General features: G+C 49.0%; 13 protein-coding genes. All 13 read left to right on the top strand.

The window, feature by feature from the left end; all coding sequences use genetic code 11:
* Positions 1 to 11: 11 nt before the first annotated feature.
* A complete protein-coding gene (locus tag FBF37_RS03040; protein WP_138079372.1) occupies positions 12 to 2,144 on the top strand; it encodes a peptidase domain-containing ABC transporter in 2,133 nt (710 codons plus the stop codon).
* The gene (locus FBF37_RS03035) at positions 2,141 to 3,481 is read left to right on the top strand and encodes an HlyD family type I secretion periplasmic adaptor subunit (protein WP_138079370.1); all 1,341 of its coding nucleotides are present in this window, start codon (positions 2,141 to 2,143) and stop codon (positions 3,479 to 3,481) included. Before FBF37_RS03040 ends, FBF37_RS03035 begins: the two co-directional genes overlap by 4 nt.
* 45 nt (positions 3,482 to 3,526) lie before the next feature.
* Positions 3,527 to 4,948 (top strand): pyruvate kinase, encoded by a 1,422-nt coding sequence (pyk, locus tag FBF37_RS03030; protein WP_138079368.1) that lies wholly within the window; start codon positions 3,527 to 3,529, stop codon positions 4,946 to 4,948.
* A 26-nt stretch (positions 4,949 to 4,974) separates the two neighbouring features.
* Positions 4,975 to 6,216: a phosphoglycerate kinase gene (locus tag FBF37_RS03025; protein ID WP_138079366.1), complete on the top strand. Its 1,242-nt coding sequence runs from the start codon at positions 4,975 to 4,977 to the stop codon at positions 6,214 to 6,216.
* 18 nt (positions 6,217 to 6,234) lie between these two features.
* Positions 6,235 to 7,008, top strand: a complete 774-nt coding sequence (gene tpiA, locus FBF37_RS03020; protein ID WP_138079364.1) for a triose-phosphate isomerase — start codon at positions 6,235 to 6,237, stop codon at positions 7,006 to 7,008.
* A complete protein-coding gene (locus FBF37_RS03015) occupies positions 7,005 to 8,567 on the top strand; it encodes a hypothetical protein (RefSeq protein WP_138079362.1) in 1,563 nt (520 codons plus the stop codon). The genes tpiA and FBF37_RS03015 overlap by 4 nt, the downstream gene beginning before the upstream one ends.
* A 4-nt stretch (positions 8,568 to 8,571) precedes the next feature.
* Complete coding sequence (locus tag FBF37_RS03010) at positions 8,572 to 10,677, top strand: ATP-dependent helicase (protein ID WP_236861226.1); 2,106 nt, start codon at positions 8,572 to 8,574, stop codon at positions 10,675 to 10,677.
* A 97-nt stretch (positions 10,678 to 10,774) separates the two neighbouring features.
* The gene (locus FBF37_RS03005) at positions 10,775 to 11,914 is read left to right on the top strand and encodes a resuscitation-promoting factor (RefSeq protein WP_174843594.1); all 1,140 of its coding nucleotides are present in this window, start codon (positions 10,775 to 10,777) and stop codon (positions 11,912 to 11,914) included.
* A 24-nt stretch (positions 11,915 to 11,938) separates the two neighbouring features.
* Positions 11,939 to 12,640 (top strand): G5 domain-containing protein, encoded by a 702-nt coding sequence (locus FBF37_RS03000; protein ID WP_138079358.1) that lies wholly within the window; start codon positions 11,939 to 11,941, stop codon positions 12,638 to 12,640.
* Positions 12,641 to 13,429 carry a 16S rRNA (adenine(1518)-N(6)/adenine(1519)-N(6))-dimethyltransferase RsmA gene (rsmA, locus tag FBF37_RS02995; protein WP_138079356.1) on the top strand — a complete coding sequence of 263 codons (789 nt, stop codon included), beginning with the start codon at positions 12,641 to 12,643 and terminating at the stop codon, positions 13,427 to 13,429.
* On the top strand, positions 13,414 to 14,166 hold the full coding sequence (locus FBF37_RS02990; protein ID WP_138079354.1) for a purine nucleoside phosphorylase YfiH/LACC1 family protein: 753 nt from the start codon (positions 13,414 to 13,416) through the stop codon (positions 14,164 to 14,166). The genes rsmA and FBF37_RS02990 overlap by 16 nt, the downstream gene beginning before the upstream one ends.
* A 57-nt stretch (positions 14,167 to 14,223) precedes the next feature.
* Complete coding sequence (metG, locus tag FBF37_RS02985) at positions 14,224 to 15,738, top strand: methionine--tRNA ligase (protein WP_138079352.1); 1,515 nt, start codon at positions 14,224 to 14,226, stop codon at positions 15,736 to 15,738.
* Positions 15,738 to 16,553 (top strand): TatD family hydrolase, encoded by an 816-nt coding sequence (locus FBF37_RS02980; RefSeq protein WP_138079350.1) that lies wholly within the window; start codon positions 15,738 to 15,740, stop codon positions 16,551 to 16,553. Before metG ends, FBF37_RS02980 begins: the two co-directional genes overlap by 1 nt.
* Positions 16,554 to 16,562: the final 9 nt, after the last annotated feature.

The raw sequence follows: 16,562 nt of genomic DNA, 5'->3' as shown, positions 1-16,562 counted from the left end.
AGTGTTTTGTTGTGGCTAAAGAGCAGAAAAAACTTGACCCCGGTCTATATTGTTTCGTGAATATCGCGCAGTTTCATGGTTTACCGGCTGATCCGGAGCAGATTTCGCATGCCTTGGCTATCGATCCTAAGGTTGGCATGAGCGATGCGGACATGTTGCGTGCGGCGCGGTCGCTGAAATTAAAAGCCAAAGCAGCTAGTGTTTCATATAAGACGCTGGCAAAATTACCGCTACCTGCCGTGGTCGGTTTGAAGAAAGAAAAGTTTGCACTGCTCGCCAGGATAGACAACGATAAATTATTGATGCTAATGCCCGATGGCACGCCGCCGACCATACTAACCAAAGCGCAATTTGAGCGCAAATGGACTGGCCGCGTAGTGTTATTTACGCAACGCTTTTGGAAAGAGGCGGATAGAAAGTTTAACTTGAAATGGTTTATTCCGACGATCATCAAATATAAAAAGCCATTGCTTCAAGTATTGCTGGCGGCGCTGGTGGTACAAATCATCGGGATTTTTACGCCAATTTTGACGCAGGTTGTTATCGATAAGGCTCTCGCGCATCATAGCGTATCGACGCTTGACGTCATCGTTGGCGGGCTTGTAATTATCGCGCTGTTTGAGGGCATGCTCGGCATCGCTCGCAATTATATTTTCACGCACACCACTAGTCGGATTGACGTGATTTTGAGTTCGCGGCTGTTTCGGCACTTATTTGCCTTGCCGCTAAGGTACTTTGAAACCCGTCGAGTTGGTGATACCACGGCGCGGGTGCTGGAGCTGGAGCGAATTCGGGCTTTTTTGACTGGTACGCCGATGACGGCACTGATTGATATTAGTTTTATGTTTGTCTACATTATCGTCATGCTGTTCTATAGCACAACATTGACGTGGGTGGTGCTGGGCAGCCTGCCGGTATTTGCGATATTGTCTTGGATAATAACGCCGCTGCTTCGCCAGCGTTTGGATGAAAAGTTTAATACGGGCGCCGAATCCCAATCGTATTTGGTTGAGTCGATCACTGGCGCGCAGACTATCAAATCGTTTGCGCTGGAGCCGCAACTGCAGAAAAATTGGGAGGGCCGGCTGAGTAATTATGTTCGCGCTAGTTATAAAACTAATTTATTGTCAGGCAATGCTGGCGCGCTCGGTCAACTCGTTCAAAAGATTTTCGATATCGCTATTTTGTGGGTTGGTGCGCACATGGTGATGGCGGGTAATTTGACGATTGGCGGGCTAATTGCTTTTCGAATGCTGAGCGGTCGGGTGAGCGGACCTGTGTTGCGACTGGTGCAATCGTGGCAAGATTTTCAACAAACGGGCATTTCCATGAAGCGGTTGGGTGATATTTTTAACACCAAGCCTGAACCAACGCTTGATCCGAGCAAGTCGCGCTTGCCGAGCATCACTGGTGATGTGCGATTTGAACATGTACGTTTTCGCTATGCGCCAGATAGCCCGGAAGTCATCCGTGACGTGTCGTTTGGCGTTCGTCCTGGCACGGTGGTCGGCGTGGTTGGGCGCAGCGGTTCGGGCAAAAGTACGATTTCCAAATTATTGCAGCGATTGTACGTGCCAGAATCAGGCAAGATTTTGATTGACGGCGTCGATATTGCCACGACTGACCCGAGCTGGTTGCGCCGGCAAATCGGTGTGGTTTTGCAAGAAAACTTTTTGTTTAATGCCAGCGTGCGCGATAACATTGCGGTACATGTGCCGAGTAGCAGCATGGATGATATCGTAAGGGTGGCGAAAATTGCTGGCGCGCATGAGTTCATCACCGAATTGCCAAATGGTTACGACACGATGGTTGGCGAAAAAGGCGAAGGCCTGAGCGGCGGGCAAAAGCAGCGCATCGCTATCGCTCGGGCGTTGCTACATAATCCTAAGATCCTCATTTTTGACGAAGCGACATCAGCGCTTGATTATGAGTCGGAAAATATCATTCAGAAAAATCTCAAGCAGATTACGGCTGGTCGAACGGTTATCATCATCGCGCATCGTCTGTCAACGCTCAAGTCGGTTGATAAAATTATGGCGATCGATCGCGGCCAATTGGTTGAGTATGGTACGCCGGCGGTGCTGCTGAAAAAGAATGGTTTGTACGCGTACCTGCATAAGCAACAGTTAGGGGATGAAGCATGAGTTGGCTAAAACGTGACCGGCTGCAGTATGAATTTTTGCCAGCGGCGGAGGAAATTATTGAAATGCCAGCGGCACCGTTGGGAGCGTTGGTAGTTTGGCTAGTTGCATTTTTGTTGGTCGTAGCGTTAGCGTGGTCATACATTGGTAGGATTGATATCGTTGCGGTAGCTAATGGTAAAATCTCCACTGAAGGCAGTACTAAGATTATCCAGCCGGCGATTTCTGGCGTGGTGACAAGCATTAACGTGCATGAAGGTCAGCGCGTCAAAAAAGGTGAAACTTTGCTGGTGCTGGATAAAACCACTGCCGAAAAAGACGTTGCTACTGTCAATCAAAGTCTGAACACGGCACGAGTCGAGCGCGATATTTTGCGGAGGCTAGCTGTTGGCGGCAACACCGACGATATTATTAATAATGCAGATTTGCCAGACGAGGCCAAAGCTATGTTGCGCCAATTTGCTGGCTTGCAAACCGCGTTGTCCGCCGCCAGGCAGCAAGCTGCAAATGGTACGATTTCTAATTATCAGCAGCAACTACAATTTAACCAGCAAGCGAAAAACCAGCTGGAAACCAACGCTCAAAATCTGAAAAATCGCAAAGCCGAGATCGAAAAGCAGTTACCAAACGCCAATCCTGTCGACAAGCTGCGCCTGCAGAACGAGTTGAGTAATATTGACCAGCGAATCACCAGCGCGGACAGCGCTGTCCTTGGTCAAAATCAGCAACTATTGCAATCGCAGTCGGCGCTCACTCAGGCGCAAAATCAATCGCAAACCCAAATTGCCGAAACCAATAGTGCTTTTAACAATCAAATCATCACGGCAGAAAAGAGAATTATTGAACTGGAAAATAATCTGGTCAAAGCCAAACAAATTTTAGCGCAAACTACCATCACTGCACCCGTCGATGGTACGATACTGTCGCTGACGGTGAAAACAATTGGCGGTGTGGTCAATGCTGGGCAGCAGCTGGCACAAATTGTACCAGAAAAAGTGCCGCTCTATGTTGATGCGGCGCTGGACAATCAAGACATCGGCTTTGTTAAATCTGGCCAGCGCGTGGTCGTCAAAGTCGCTACCTATCCATTCCAACGTTACGGCTACCTGGAGGGGACAGTTGAAAATATTAGCCCCGATGCTATTCAAGACGACAAGAAAGGCCTCATTTACAAAGCTAAGATTAAACTGAACGACGACAAAAGTTCCAAACAAAATCAACTCAAATTACTGCCAGGTATGAGCGTCTCTGCCGAAATCACTACTGGTCAGCGCCGTATCATTGAGTTTTTCCTTGACCCGCTGATAACCAAGACAGAAGATAGCCTGAAAGTCAGATAACACAACCATTTTCCATCACTGTTATTTCGTGATATAATTTAAAAAATGAGTAAACCTATTTTTAAACGTACCAAAATTTTGGCAACAATTGGTCCTGCAACCATGAGCCAGGAAAAAGTATCGGAGCTGATGGCCGCTGGCGCCAACGGTTTCCGTCTTAATTTTAGCCACGGTAGCTACGAAGAGCGCACGCAGCAAATCGAGTGGATTCGTACTGCCAGCCGTGAACAAGACAAGCCGGTTGCGATCTTGCAAGACTTGCAAGGTCCAAAAATTCGCCTGGGTATCTTGAAAGACAACATGCTGGAAGTGAAAACTGGCGATATGTTGGTGCTGGATTCGGAAATTGCTGAGCATGACGGAAGCTTCAATCTTCCAGTGCAGTACAACTTGGCCAGCAAGATGAAAGTTGGCGAGCCACTGTATATGTTTGACGGTAAAATTCGTTCAATTGTGCGCGAAATCGTCAGTGAAACTGCCATCAAGGTTGAGATTCAAAACGATGGCTTTTTGATGAGCCGAAAAGGTTTGAATTTGCCTGACACTGATTTTGGCGGTGATATTTTGACCCAGAAAGACCTAGAAGATATTGAGTGGGGGGCTAGCCGAGACTTTGATTATGTTTCTTTGAGCTTCGTGCAGTCAGCATCTGACATCGTTGACTTGCGGCAGCGTTTGTTGACGTTTGGTTCTGAAGCGCAGATCATCGCCAAGATTGAGACAAAATCTGCCATCTCTCCAGAAAACCTGGAAAAGATCGTGCAGTTGAGCGATGGTGTCATGGTGGCGCGAGGAGACTTGGCGGTGGAAGCTGGTGCTGAGATTGTGCCAGTTGTGCAGCGCCGGGTTATCACGTTGTGTCGCAAACACGGCAAGATGGTGATCGTAGCAACTCAGATGATGGGTAGTATGGTTGACAATCCTGAGCCAAGCCGCGCTGAAGTGAGTGACGTGGCAAATGCTGTCATTCAGGGTGCTGACGTGGTGATGTTGTCTGATGAGACTGCCAATGGTAAATATCCAATTGAAGCTGTTGAATCAATGCGAAAAACCATTCTTTACACTCAGGAACACAGTGACGTCATGCCAGTGGCGAAGAGCGAATCTCGCCAGAAGAATGACGCAGTCATCAGCTACACAGCCGCTCGTTTGGCGCGTGACCTCAACGCGGACGCCATCGTGGCGGAAACAGACACTGGTGCCACAGCGGTCAATATTGGTGCATTCCGTCCAAACATGCCAATCATCAGTCTGACAGACAACCTCAAGACGGCGCAAAAGCTGGCATTGAACTACGCAACTCGTGTATATATGCGTCCACCAGAGAACTGTCACGGTGTTGATTTGGCACGTGATTTGAAAAATGAAGGCTACTTTGGCGACGGTGTAGCAACATTGGTATTGGTCAATGGTCACCGTCCTGGTGCTGGCAAAACTGATACAATACGCGTTTTGACATTGGAGTAACCAATTAGTACATAGGATATCAAAGGGTGGGCAAACGATTTTTCAAACAGACGATTCATGACGTTGACTTGCGCCATAAAACAGTGTTGGTGCGCGTTGACTACAATGTGCCATTGCTTGAAAATGGCGAGATTTCTGATGATTTACGAATTCGTGCCAGTTTGCCCACTTTGAAATATCTGTTGTCGCAGCATTGCAAGATTGTGCTGATCAGTCACTTGGGTCGCCCGCAAGGTCGAGACGAAAAATATAGTTTAGCACCAGTCGCTGTGCGCTTGTCAGAATTGTTGGACTATCCAGTGAAATTTGTTGATGATTGTGTGGGCGATAAAGTTCGTCAAACAGTGCGGCGATCTTCTGGTGCAGTCATTTTGTTGGAAAATTTGCGATTTTATCCTGAAGAAGAAGCTGACGACACGCAGTTTGCGCGCTCAATTGCTCGGGCTAGCCAAGCTGATTATTTTGTGCAAGACGGCTTTGCAGTGGTGCACCGAAAACACGCCAGTACACATGAAATTACCATGTACGTGCCTGGGGTGGCGGGTGATTTGGTTCGTGCTGAATATGACGCCATCACTCGCGCTATGCTTAGTCCCAAGCGGCCGCTAGTTGCCATTATCGGTGGCGCCAAAGTTTCTGACAAAATTGGTATGATTCATGAGTTTATCAACAAGGCTGATCAGATCTTGATTGGTGGCGCCATGGCAAATACCTTTTTGGAATACAAGGGCTACAATATGGGCAAAAGCCGCGTTGAACCAGGTCAGCACGACGTCATTCGCCAGATCTATCAAGCAGTGGAACGGAAAGTTGGTCGTGAACGTAGTGATGCATTTTTACTACTGCCAACAGACGTTGCAGTAGCTGAAAGCCCTGACAGTCAAGAGAGGCGTGAAGTCAACGTGGCGAATATTGGTGTCAATGACATGGCGTTAGACATAGGCATGCAAACCATTGAACGTTATACTGCAGCGCTGGCGCATGCAGGAACAATCGTCTGGAACGGTCCAGTTGGTTTGGCTGAAACGTCAACTTTTGCCATTGGCTCTGCTCGTCTCAGTTTGGCGATCGCCCAGAATAAGCACGCTTTATCAGTAGTTGGTGGTGGTGATACAGCCGACTTTGTATTGAAATGGGATGGCCATGACGGTGCGGCATTTAGCCATGTTTCCACAGGTGGTGGAGCTAGTTTGGCGCTGATGGCTGGAAAAAAACTGCCAGGAATTGAGAGTTTACTAGACGCATATGGGCTTGGAGTGGTACACTAAAAAGCATAAGGGGAATATATGGGCAAAAAGTTAATCGTTGGCAACTGGAAAATGCACCTAACCATGCAAGAAGCGAGTCTTTATCTGCACAAGTTGATGAAGATGATTTCGTCGCATCGTGATGTAGAGACGGTGGTTGCGCCAACGATTTTGACGCTTCAGAGTTTGAGTCTGCAAGTGAATCGCCGACTGATCAAGCTGGCAGCTCAGAATTGTTACTGGCGTGACTACGGTAATTACACCGGCGAAGTACCAGCGGCGCATCTGCGCGGGCTGGTTGATTATGTCATTGTTGGACATTCGGAGCGACGCTATGTTTTTCAGGAGCGCGACCGTGATATTAGGTTGAAAGTTCAAGCCGCGCTGCGTAATCATTTGCAACCAATTTTGTGTATTGGCGAAACGCTGCAAGAAAAAACCCTTGGTGAAACGGCTGATGCACTGCACGACCAGCTACTGAGCGGCTTGGCCAATGTGACGGCTGATGAGTTTGACCGTATTGTGATTGCGTATGAGCCAGTTTGGGCAATTGGTACTGGAGAAAGCGCCAACCCAGCTGATGTGCGACGAGCCATTAAAACCATTCGTCGCCAGATACAACAATTGTTTGGCAAAAAAGCTTCAACTGAGGTGAGAATCTTGTATGGCGGCAGTATAACAGTTGAAAAGGCAAGTGATTATTTGCGTATTGATGGAATCGATGGTTTGTTGATTGGTGGTGCTAGTTTGGACGCCTATCAATTTATCGATATTATAGAAAAAGCACATAACAGCAATCGGGAGGGGAAATGACAGATATTGACTTTGAGGAACTGGACAGGGCGGTGAATTCACTGATGAATCAGCGCCAGCAGGACAGTGACCGTGCTTCAGGCAGCCCAGCGGCTGATGACAAAAAGACCGAAATAGCTTCCGTGGCTGATGATAAAAAACCTGAAACAACTTCGGTAACTGACAGTCAGCCAGCCGACACTGCTCCTGTGGTGGAAGCTGAGAAAACTGAGATTAAACCTATATCTGAGAGTAATGAACCTAAAGAGCCAGCGCCAGCTGAAGAACCGACGGCGCCAGTGTCAACATCTGGTCATGTTTTCATTGCGCCTGAGGCAAAGCCCGAGGTTGTGCCTGAAGTGAAGCCTGAGATCACACCTGAATCAGAAGCTACTCACAGTCCTGAAGTTACCAACACCCAGCCAGGGTTTGTTGTAGAAGAGCCAGCTCAGTCGGAGCCATCAGAGGCAGCTGCGGCAGATCAGGCTACTGATAAAACCCCAGCGCCCGAAGCTGAAGACAAGACGGAGAAACCAGTGTTTGTTCCACCAGTCACTCCACGGCACACTGGTCGCGTCATGGACGTGGTAGCGCCATCGTCAATGAGTGCAGCTGCTATGAGCACGCGTCCAGTATCGGCAGTTCGCACTAACACGGTGGTGGCTGATCCAATGGTTAACCCAGTGCGGGCACCACGCATGGATATGTCTGGCGGTCACGAGTCAGTATCAAGCAACACGCCAGTTGAGACGGCAGCGCCAACCTTAGATACTACAGACTTGGCAAGTGCTATCTCTCAGTCGTTGTCATCAACTGAGCAGCCAGCGGATACGTCGAGCTTTGCTGAAGCAGCGTCAGAGCAGCCAACCTCGTCATCGTTGGCTTCACCATTTTTGAGCAATGCTAGCGCAACCATAGAAAAGCGTCCATTGGGCTCATATGGCACAAGCAACGGTTCTGACGAGAACAGTGAGGTTTCCATGGTGAGCCCAGACTTGATGGGCACTGGAGCGACGGATGATGCACAGCCAGCGCCAGAGAAAAATGATCTTGGCGGTAAACCACGGCTGAGCCTTGAGCCAAGCTCAGAGGTAGCAGCTGAAGAGTCAGTTGGCATGAATTCTGACCTCGATCGAGAGCTCATGGCTCTGGAGATGGGGATTAAGAGCGAATTGGCTGACGGCGATGCTGACGCCTCTGAAGAAGAGCAAACACCAGAAGTGGCCGCTACGGTTGCTGAGCTAGACTCATTGACCAATGAATCTAGCGCTGCTGAGGCGGACACTCCTGAAGAGAGCGCTGTGGAAAATGACCAGCCTGCGGCGGAGTTAGCAAGCGACAGCGCTTCTCAGCCAACGCCAACGTTTGATCAACAGGCAGCAGTGGCAATGAACGCAAATGAGCCAGCGAAGTCATCAACACCAGAGCCTGCTCCAATGTTTGAAGCGGCTGCAGCTCAACCACAGCCTATTGAAGAGAAGAAACCATCTGGAGTGATGAGCTTTATCATCATTTTGATCTTGTTGCTGCTGGGTGCGGGTGGCGGAGCTGCCGCATATTACTTCTTGCTGGTACAATAGTACAATGGATATATTGACGGAACTGAATCCAGAGCAACTCCGGGCAGTTAAGCATGAATCTGGGCCATTGTTGATTTTGGCTGGTGCTGGTAGTGGCAAAACGAAGACATTGACGCACCGCATAGCGTATTTGGTGTCACAGAAGAATGTTTGGCCAAGCCATATTTTGGCAGTAACGTTTACGAACAAGGCTGCCAAAGAGATGAGGCAGCGACTAGCTGTGTTACTGCACGAAAATCCAGACGACCGTCGGTTTATGTCGTGGATGGGAACATTTCACAGCATTTGTGTTCGCATCTTGCGCATGGATGGGATGGCTTTGGGTCTGGACAAACGATTTGTGATTTATGACACAGATGACCAATTGAGCTTGATTAAACAAATTATGAAAACGTACAATATGACCGACCGTGACATCAAGCCGCGTTCGGTATTGTCCGCCATCTCTCACGCTAAAAATGACATGATAGATCCGGAGGCGTATGCGGCGTCAGCATCAAGCCCTGTGCAGCAGCGCATCGCTGCGCTATTTCAGGCATACGAGAAGGCACTTCGTCAGGCGGCGGCCCTTGATTTTGATGACTTACTACTGAAGGTTGTTGAATTGTTCAAGACGCATCCTGACATTCGTCAAAAATGGCAGCAGCAATTTCAGCACATTCTGATCGACGAGTATCAAGACACCAACACGGTGCAATACACGTTGATTAAATTATTGGTTGGGCCGGAGCGCAATTTGTCAGTGGTTGGTGATGACGCCCAGTCGATCTACAGTTTTCGTGGCGCTGACTATACCAATATCCTCAATTTTGAACGGGATTTTCCTGGGGCGGTAGTCATCAAACTGGAACAAAATTATCGTTCGACTGGCTCAATTTTGCATTTGGCAAATAGTCTCATCCAACATAACGTCAATCGGACTGACAAAAATCTATGGACCAACAGTGGTGATGGTGCGGAGCCGCAGCTGTGGCAGCTGTACTCTGAAGCTGAAGAGGCTCAGGTGATTGCCAATGAGATTCGTCGTCAGTTGAATGTCGGACGCTCACCAGATGACATCGCTGTGTTGTATCGGACCAATGCCCAAAGTTACGCAATTGAGCGGGCGCTGCGCCAAAACTATTTGCCATACAAAATTGTGGGCGGATTGCGATTTTTGGATCGAGCGGTCGTCAAAGATGTTTTGGCGTATTTGCGGCTGCTCTATCAGCCGAGCGACAGGATGAGTTTTTCACGCATTGTCAACGTGCCGAAACGAGGTATTGGCGCGGTGAGTGTGGCTAAATTTTTGGCGTGGAATGATGAGCAAGGGACGCCTATTATCGATGGGTTATTGGCGGTGAACGAGGCGCAGGGGCTGACGCCACGTGCCAAGCATTCACTGCATGAGCTCGGGGTGTTGCTCAGTGATTTGCAAAAGTCGATTGACGAGGCGCCGGCTGACGTGATTGAAAAAATTATTGACCAGACAGGGTACGGCGCATTCATCAATGACGGCAGCGTGCAATCAGAAGAAAAAATGGAAAACCTGGGCGTCCTGGTGGCTGAGGCTAAAGCCTATGTTGATGTACCGACGTTTTTGGAGGAAATGGCATTGATGTCTGCTAGCGATGATCAAGCACAAGAGCAAATCATCCTGATGACACTGCACGCCGCGAAGGGCTTGGAATTTCCAGTAGTGTTTCTGACTGGCTTGGAGGAAGGGATATTACCACACTCCCGCGTGTTTGATGGCGGCAAGTCTGAGGACGTCGAAGAAGAACGGCGGCTTTGCTATGTCGGTATCACGCGTGCTCGCCAAGAATTATTCATCACCTGTGCTAGCTCCAGGACGCAATTTGGACAAATAGCGTACAATTTGCCGTCACGATTTTTAGACGAGATGGGTATTTTGAGCGGCGGCTTGGACAAGCCTGCTTCGTCGAGTTTTGTCCCCGAACCTGAATTTTACAGTGATGAAATTGGTTTGGATGTTGGCGACAGGGTGCGCAGTCCACAATTTGGTGTTGGTGAGATCATGGAAGTTGATGGCTTAGCGGTGGTGGTGGCCTTTGAAAATGATAAAACCAAAAAGCTCAACGTTGAGTTTGCTCGATTAGAAAAGTGCTAGTCGGTTGCTAATATAAGTGAGTTCTGCTATAATGAATAGAGCGTTTTTCGCTATGAGTATGAAATTTGGACTGAAAATTCACCACAATACAGCTCGAATGATGATAGTCGTAGCGATTGCTGTCTTTGGAATTGCGAGCGTAAAGCTTGTCGACAATGCTTTGGCTCGGGATCAGGTTCAGGAATCAAATACGGCTGCTCCAAATGGCGAAAAGATAGTAACGATTCATGACCGGGGCCAAGAACGATCCATCGTCACTACTGTTGGGACCGTCAAAGAAGCCCTGAAGGCGGCCGATATTTCGGTTGATGAAAAGCATGATGTTGTTGAACCGAGCCTTGACACTCAGCTGGTGTCCACGAAGTATAACGTTAATATCTATCGTGCACGGCCAGTAACAGTGGCGGACGGCACACATCGAGTTCGTGTGGTGACCGCTCAGCAGACCACGCCACTGATAGCGCAAGCCGCGGGTGTGACCATTTACCCTGAAGATAAGACAACCATTGAACCGCCAAGCGATTTTTTGCTAGACGGTGCTGATGTTATTTTGAAAATTCACCGAGCTACGCCATTACAATTGACGCTTTATGGTAAAACTACAGAGGTGAGAACGATGGCTCGCACGGTTGGGGACCTATTACGCGAGAAAAATGTGACTTTGGGTAAAGATGATGGCTTGTCCGTTCCTGAGTCAACACCCATCACCGCTGGCATGCATTTGAGTGTTTGGCGTAATGGTAAGCAGACGGTTACTGTTGAAGAAGAGATTGCCGCCCCTATTGAACAGGTCAAGGATGCTAACCGAGAAACTGGCTTCAAGCAGGTCAAAGAAGCCGGCGCACCAGGTAAAAAGAACGTTACCTATGAGATTGAGATGAGAAATGGGCAGGAAGTCTCGCGCCGGATCATTGCCAGTGTTACAACTGTTGAGCCAAAGAAGCGAGTTGAGGTGGTGGGTGCCAAGAGTGCAAATACCTTCTCTGGTAGTTTTTCTGAGGCATTGGCACGGTTGAGAAGTTGTGAAGGAAGTTATACATCAAACACCGGAAACGGCTATTATGGTGCCTATCAGTTTGACAAGCGCACATGGGGAGGCTTTGGTGGTTATTCGGTAGCTTCTGAGGCTCCGCCGTCAGTGCAGGACGAAAAAGCATGGCAGACATACAAAGCCCGCGGTTGGCAACCATGGCCAAGTTGTAAGGTAAGGATGGGTCTACAGGATATCTATCGGTAACGTCAGGTAATCTCTAGGAAGTACATGAAGCGGTATTGGTTTTTACTGAGAACTCCAAAAGTAGCAGTGATGGTAACAGGATTGATGGCTGCAGTGGCATTAACTGTCTTTTTGGCGGTATCGTCAGTCCAAAGAAAACTCGCTCAAAATACTGAAAGAGAATCAGTTCACGAATATACCGTCATCACCGAAGAGCCGGTCCAGTTTGAGGTACAATCAGCAAAAAGTTACGCACACGCCGTTGGTTTTAAGCAGGTGCAACAGGCGGGTGCTGTTGGCTCTAAGCAAGTCACACATAGCGTGAAAGTGAAGGGTGATGGCACAGAAATTGCAAAAAATAAAGTTGCTGAACAAATTACCAATCAACCCGTGGCACAGATAGAGATTGTTGGTGCCAGGTTGCCCAATGCCTTGACCAAAGCCAAAAGTGCCCAGCAGTTTACCGACTCACGAGGTATATCACATCGCGAAACCTACTATGACTTGCCGATGAATGTCGTCATCAATGCCTGCGGCGGCGGTGGCTACATGGTGCGGGCAGACGGTGCCAAGGTAGACAAGGATGGCTACATTTTGGTGGCGGCAAATTATGGTAATTATCCGCGCTGCTCGGTAGTGGAAACCAGCATGGGTCCTGGCAAGGTGTATGATACCGGCGGTTTTGCCGTGCGACATCCACATGGGTTTGACCTGGCGACTGACTGGACGAACGGGGACGGACGTTAGATGGCGTCAGCGCGTGGGCCGAAAAAAGAATTAGGCCAGCACTGGCTGCACGACCCAGAGGTTTTGGCAGAGATTGCTGAGGCGGCGGAGCTGAGCAAAGATGATGTGGTTTTGGAGGTTGGGCCAGGACTTGGCACGTTGACCAGCCGGTTGTTGGCGCGAGCCGGGCGCGTGGTGGCAGTAGAATTTGACAGGGATTTGGCGCGCAAGTTACCGGGGCAATTTCCTGGTAAGAACCTGCAAGTGATCAATGAGGATATTTTGCAATTTGACTTAAATCAATTACCAACTGGCTATAAAGTAGTCGCCAATGTTCCATACTATATCACGAGCAAAATTGTCGAAAAGCTGATGACGGCGGAAAATAAGCCGAGTTTGGCGGTGCTACTGGTGCAAAAAGAAGTCGCCCAGCGCATCGCGGCGGAGCCTGGCGAAATGAGCATTTTAGCGGTTAGCGCGCAGCTGTTTGCCGAGGCGGAACTAGACATTGAAGTGCCACGGCAATTCTTTACGCCACCGCCAAAAGTTGATTCACAGGTGGTGGTATTGAGGACTTGCACCGAACCACTAGTCGCCCCTGAGGACCACAAAGCTTTTTTTCGCGTTGTTAAGGCTGGTTTTTCCGCCAAACGTAAAAAACTGCGCTCTAGCTTGAGTGGTGGACTAGCTATCAGTAAAGATGCTGCCGAACAGTTGTTAAAAAAGGCTGACATTTCACCTGATATCCGCGCCGAAGACCTGGCGATTGACGATTGGCAGCGAATACTGAGTGAGTGGCGGGCGCGATGATTGCGGCAGATCAGCCGACATGCTTTCCGTCTGATCTGTTAGTTGCGGTTTCGTCGAAAGACGACGGTACCATGCTTGATCGTATTCGTGGTCGTCACGTAGCCGACGTACTGGAGAATCGGCGGCGGTTTTGTGATCAACTTGGCATTAATTACGACGACGTTGTCTATCACGTGATTTCATATGACCAAGCACAAACGTTTGATACTACCATCGAAGTCACTGAAGCTGACACAGTGAAATACAACAACGAGGGGATTTTTGCTGACGCGCTCTATACCGAAATGGCTGGCGTCGGCTTGTTGTTACCAGTGGCGGACTGTATCGCCACCGTCATCTATGATCCAAAACGCCGGGCGCTTATGCTGGCACATTTGGGTCGGCATTCGACGGTTGTGCAGTTAATGTCTCAGGCGGTGCAGTATTTTGTTAGGCGGGGTAGTCAGGTAAAAGATTTAAAAATTTGGATGTCGCCAAGCATCACACAGAAAAATTATTGTATGGATTATTTTGATCATACAAATGATACAAATTGGCACAATTTCTGCCGTCAAACGGCTGATGGAATTTATCTGGATATGCAAGGGTTCAATCGTTCGTTGGCTATCCAGGCGGGCGTTCCTGGTGATGATATTTTCATTTCGCCAATTGATACGGCGGATAATCCAAATTATTTTTCGCACTCATCGGGTGATACGGCGGGGCGAATTGCAGTGGTAGCAATGATGCGCGGGTGAGCCCTCGGCGAATGTATATCGGTGAAAATTGTTCCAGATAATGATACAATGGGTAGCATGACTAAACAACACGCCTATATCACTACTGCTATTCCTTATGTCAACGGTTTGCCACACATTGGGCACGCCATGGACTACATGTTGGCGGACGTGTGGACGCGCTATCAACGGCAAAACGGCCGCGAGGTGCGTTTCCAGACGGGCGTGGATGAGCATGGCAATAAAATTGCCGCCAAGGCTGCCAGCCAAAATCAGACACCGCAAGCCTATGTCGATCAAATGCATGGTAATTTCCAAAATATGATCGCCGAATTGAATATTTCAGCGACGGATTTTATCCGCACGACTGACCCGCATCATGTTAGTGCGGTGCAGTACATTTGGCAGAAGCTGGCTGCGGCTGGCTACATCTACAAAAGCACGTACGAGGGCTGGTACTGCCAAGGCTGTGAGGCGTTCGTCACCGACAAAGAAGCAGCTGAAAATAATGGCATTTGTCCCGACCACCAGTCGCCATACCAACGACTGAGTGAAGAAAATTATTATTTCAAAACCAGCGCATTTTCGGAGAACATTCGTCAGGCTATTGAATCAAACAAGATGAAAATTGTGCCAGAATTCCGCAAAAAAGAGTTTTTGGAATTGATGAAAGATGGCTTGAAAGACGTGTCAATTTCGCGTCCGCGCAAGAACCTCAGCTGGGGCGTGCCGGTGCCAGGCGATGATACACAGGTGATGTATGTCTGGTTGGATGCGCTGAGTAATTACATCACGGTTATCGGCTATCCTGATCGTCCAGAAGAATGGCAGGCATTTTGGCCAGCAAATGTGCAGGTGATTGGCAAGGATATCCTTCGTTTCCACGCTGGAATTTGGCCGGCAATGTTGATGGCGCTAGATTTACCACTACCAAAAGTACTGTTAGTGCACGGCTTTATCAATGTTGGTGGCGCCAAGATGAGTAAGAGTCTCGGTAATGGTGTCGGTCCAGCTGACATCATCCCGCACTACGGTGTCGAGGCCTTTCGCTATTATTTCCTGCGTCACGTGCCAACGCAAGATGACGGTGATTTCACCTGGGAGAAATTTGAAGCCGCGTACAACGGTGAGTTGGGCAATGATCTCGGTAATTTGGTGCAGCGCGTGGCTAAGATGGTGCAGTCATATCAGGCAGGTGTCATTGGCGATGCGCCACAAGCTGAACACGACATGGGCCCATACCGCCACTTCATGGAAAGCTTTGCTTTTAACCAAGCTATGGATGAAATTTGGCAAATCATCCGTTCATTGAACCAGTACATCGAGCGCGTCCAGCCGTGGCAAGTTGCCAAAAAACGGGCCAAAGACCCAGAAGCTGAAGCACACCTAGGCGAGATTTTAGCGTATGCTTGCGGTACATTGCTACAAGTGTCTGACATGCTGCGCCCATTCATGCCACAAACTGCTGAGAAGATTCACGACATGTTTGCTAGTGGCGTTGTGCCACCAGAGCCGACACCACTATTCCCGCGCAAATACCTCCACACGCCTGACCCACGCGCGCCAAAAACAGACGCACAAGGTAGCAAGTGATGAACCAAGCAGAAGCGACTCAAGCGACGGACTTGCGTTTGATCGATTCGCATTGTCATGTGCACGACACTGAGTTTTTCGCGGATAATCGTGAGGAGCTATACCAACAGTCAATTGCAGCGGGCATTGGCATGATTTGTGTTGGCACTGACCAGCGCAGTAGTCAGCAAGCCGTGGAGTTTGCCGCAAATCGCGACTTTGCCTGGGCGGCAGTTGGCGTTCATCCGCACGACAGCAAAGATGGCTGGGGTGAGATAGAACAATTGTTGAAGAATAGAGCGGAGAATTCACCAATTGTAGCGATTGGTGAGATTGGCCTTGATTATTATTACAATCACAGCCCGCGCGAGGTGCAAATTCAGGCGCTGGAGGCGCAGCTGCAGTTGGCGGTGGATTATGATTTGCCAGTGAGCTTTCATATTCGCGATGGCGCACCTGACCAGCCGTCGGTGTGGGATGACTTTTGGCCGATTTTTGATAATTTCCATGGCGTGCGCGGTGTACTACACAGTTTTACTGATACGCGCCGCAATTTGGAGAAGGGATTTGCCCGCGGGCTGTATGTTGGCTTGAACGGCATTAGCACGTTCACCAAAGACCAAACGCAGCGAGAATTATTCGCTTCTGTCCCGCTGGAGCGATTATTACTAGAAACCGATGCACCGTTCTTGACACCAAAGCCATTTCGTGGTAAGATGAATAAGCCAGAATATGTGGAGTTGGTGGCAAAGTATTGGGCGGCGGAGCGCAAGCTAGCGCTTCACGACCTCGAAAAAGCAGCGACCGATAACACGGTAAAACTTTTTGGCTTGTAAAAGTGGAGA

The sequence above is a fragment of the Candidatus Nanosynbacter featherlites genome (genome assembly GCF_005697565.1).
In the GTDB taxonomy this organism is placed as follows: Bacteria; Patescibacteriota; Saccharimonadia; order Saccharimonadales; family Saccharimonadaceae; genus Nanosynbacter; species Nanosynbacter featherlites.
Note: the sequence above shows the minus strand (reverse complement) of the source record. Positions and strands in the feature narration are given on the sequence as shown.

Bases quoted from the DNA above. Each gene is read 5' to 3' on its own strand.
- FBF37_RS03035 (WP_138079370.1), top strand. From the start codon at position 2,141: ATGAGTTGGCTAAAACGTGACCGGCTGCAGTATGAATTTTTGCCAGCG.
- pyk (WP_138079368.1), top strand. From the start codon at position 3,527: ATGAGTAAACCTATTTTTAAACGTACCAAAATTTTGGCAACAATTGGT.
- tpiA (WP_138079364.1), top strand. From the start codon at position 6,235: ATGGGCAAAAAGTTAATCGTTGGCAACTGGAAAATGCACCTAACCATG.
- FBF37_RS03015 (WP_138079362.1), top strand. From the start codon at position 7,005: ATGACAGATATTGACTTTGAGGAACTGGACAGGGCGGTGAATTCACTG.
- FBF37_RS03010 (WP_236861226.1), top strand. From the start codon at position 8,572: ATGGATATATTGACGGAACTGAATCCAGAGCAACTCCGGGCAGTTAAG.
- FBF37_RS03005 (WP_174843594.1), top strand. From the start codon at position 10,775: ATGATGATAGTCGTAGCGATTGCTGTCTTTGGAATTGCGAGCGTAAAG.
- FBF37_RS03000 (WP_138079358.1), top strand. From the start codon at position 11,939: ATGAAGCGGTATTGGTTTTTACTGAGAACTCCAAAAGTAGCAGTGATG.
- rsmA (WP_138079356.1), top strand. From the start codon at position 12,641: ATGGCGTCAGCGCGTGGGCCGAAAAAAGAATTAGGCCAGCACTGGCTG.
- metG (WP_138079352.1), top strand. From the start codon at position 14,224: ATGACTAAACAACACGCCTATATCACTACTGCTATTCCTTATGTCAAC.
- FBF37_RS02980 (WP_138079350.1), top strand. From the start codon at position 15,738: ATGAACCAAGCAGAAGCGACTCAAGCGACGGACTTGCGTTTGATCGAT.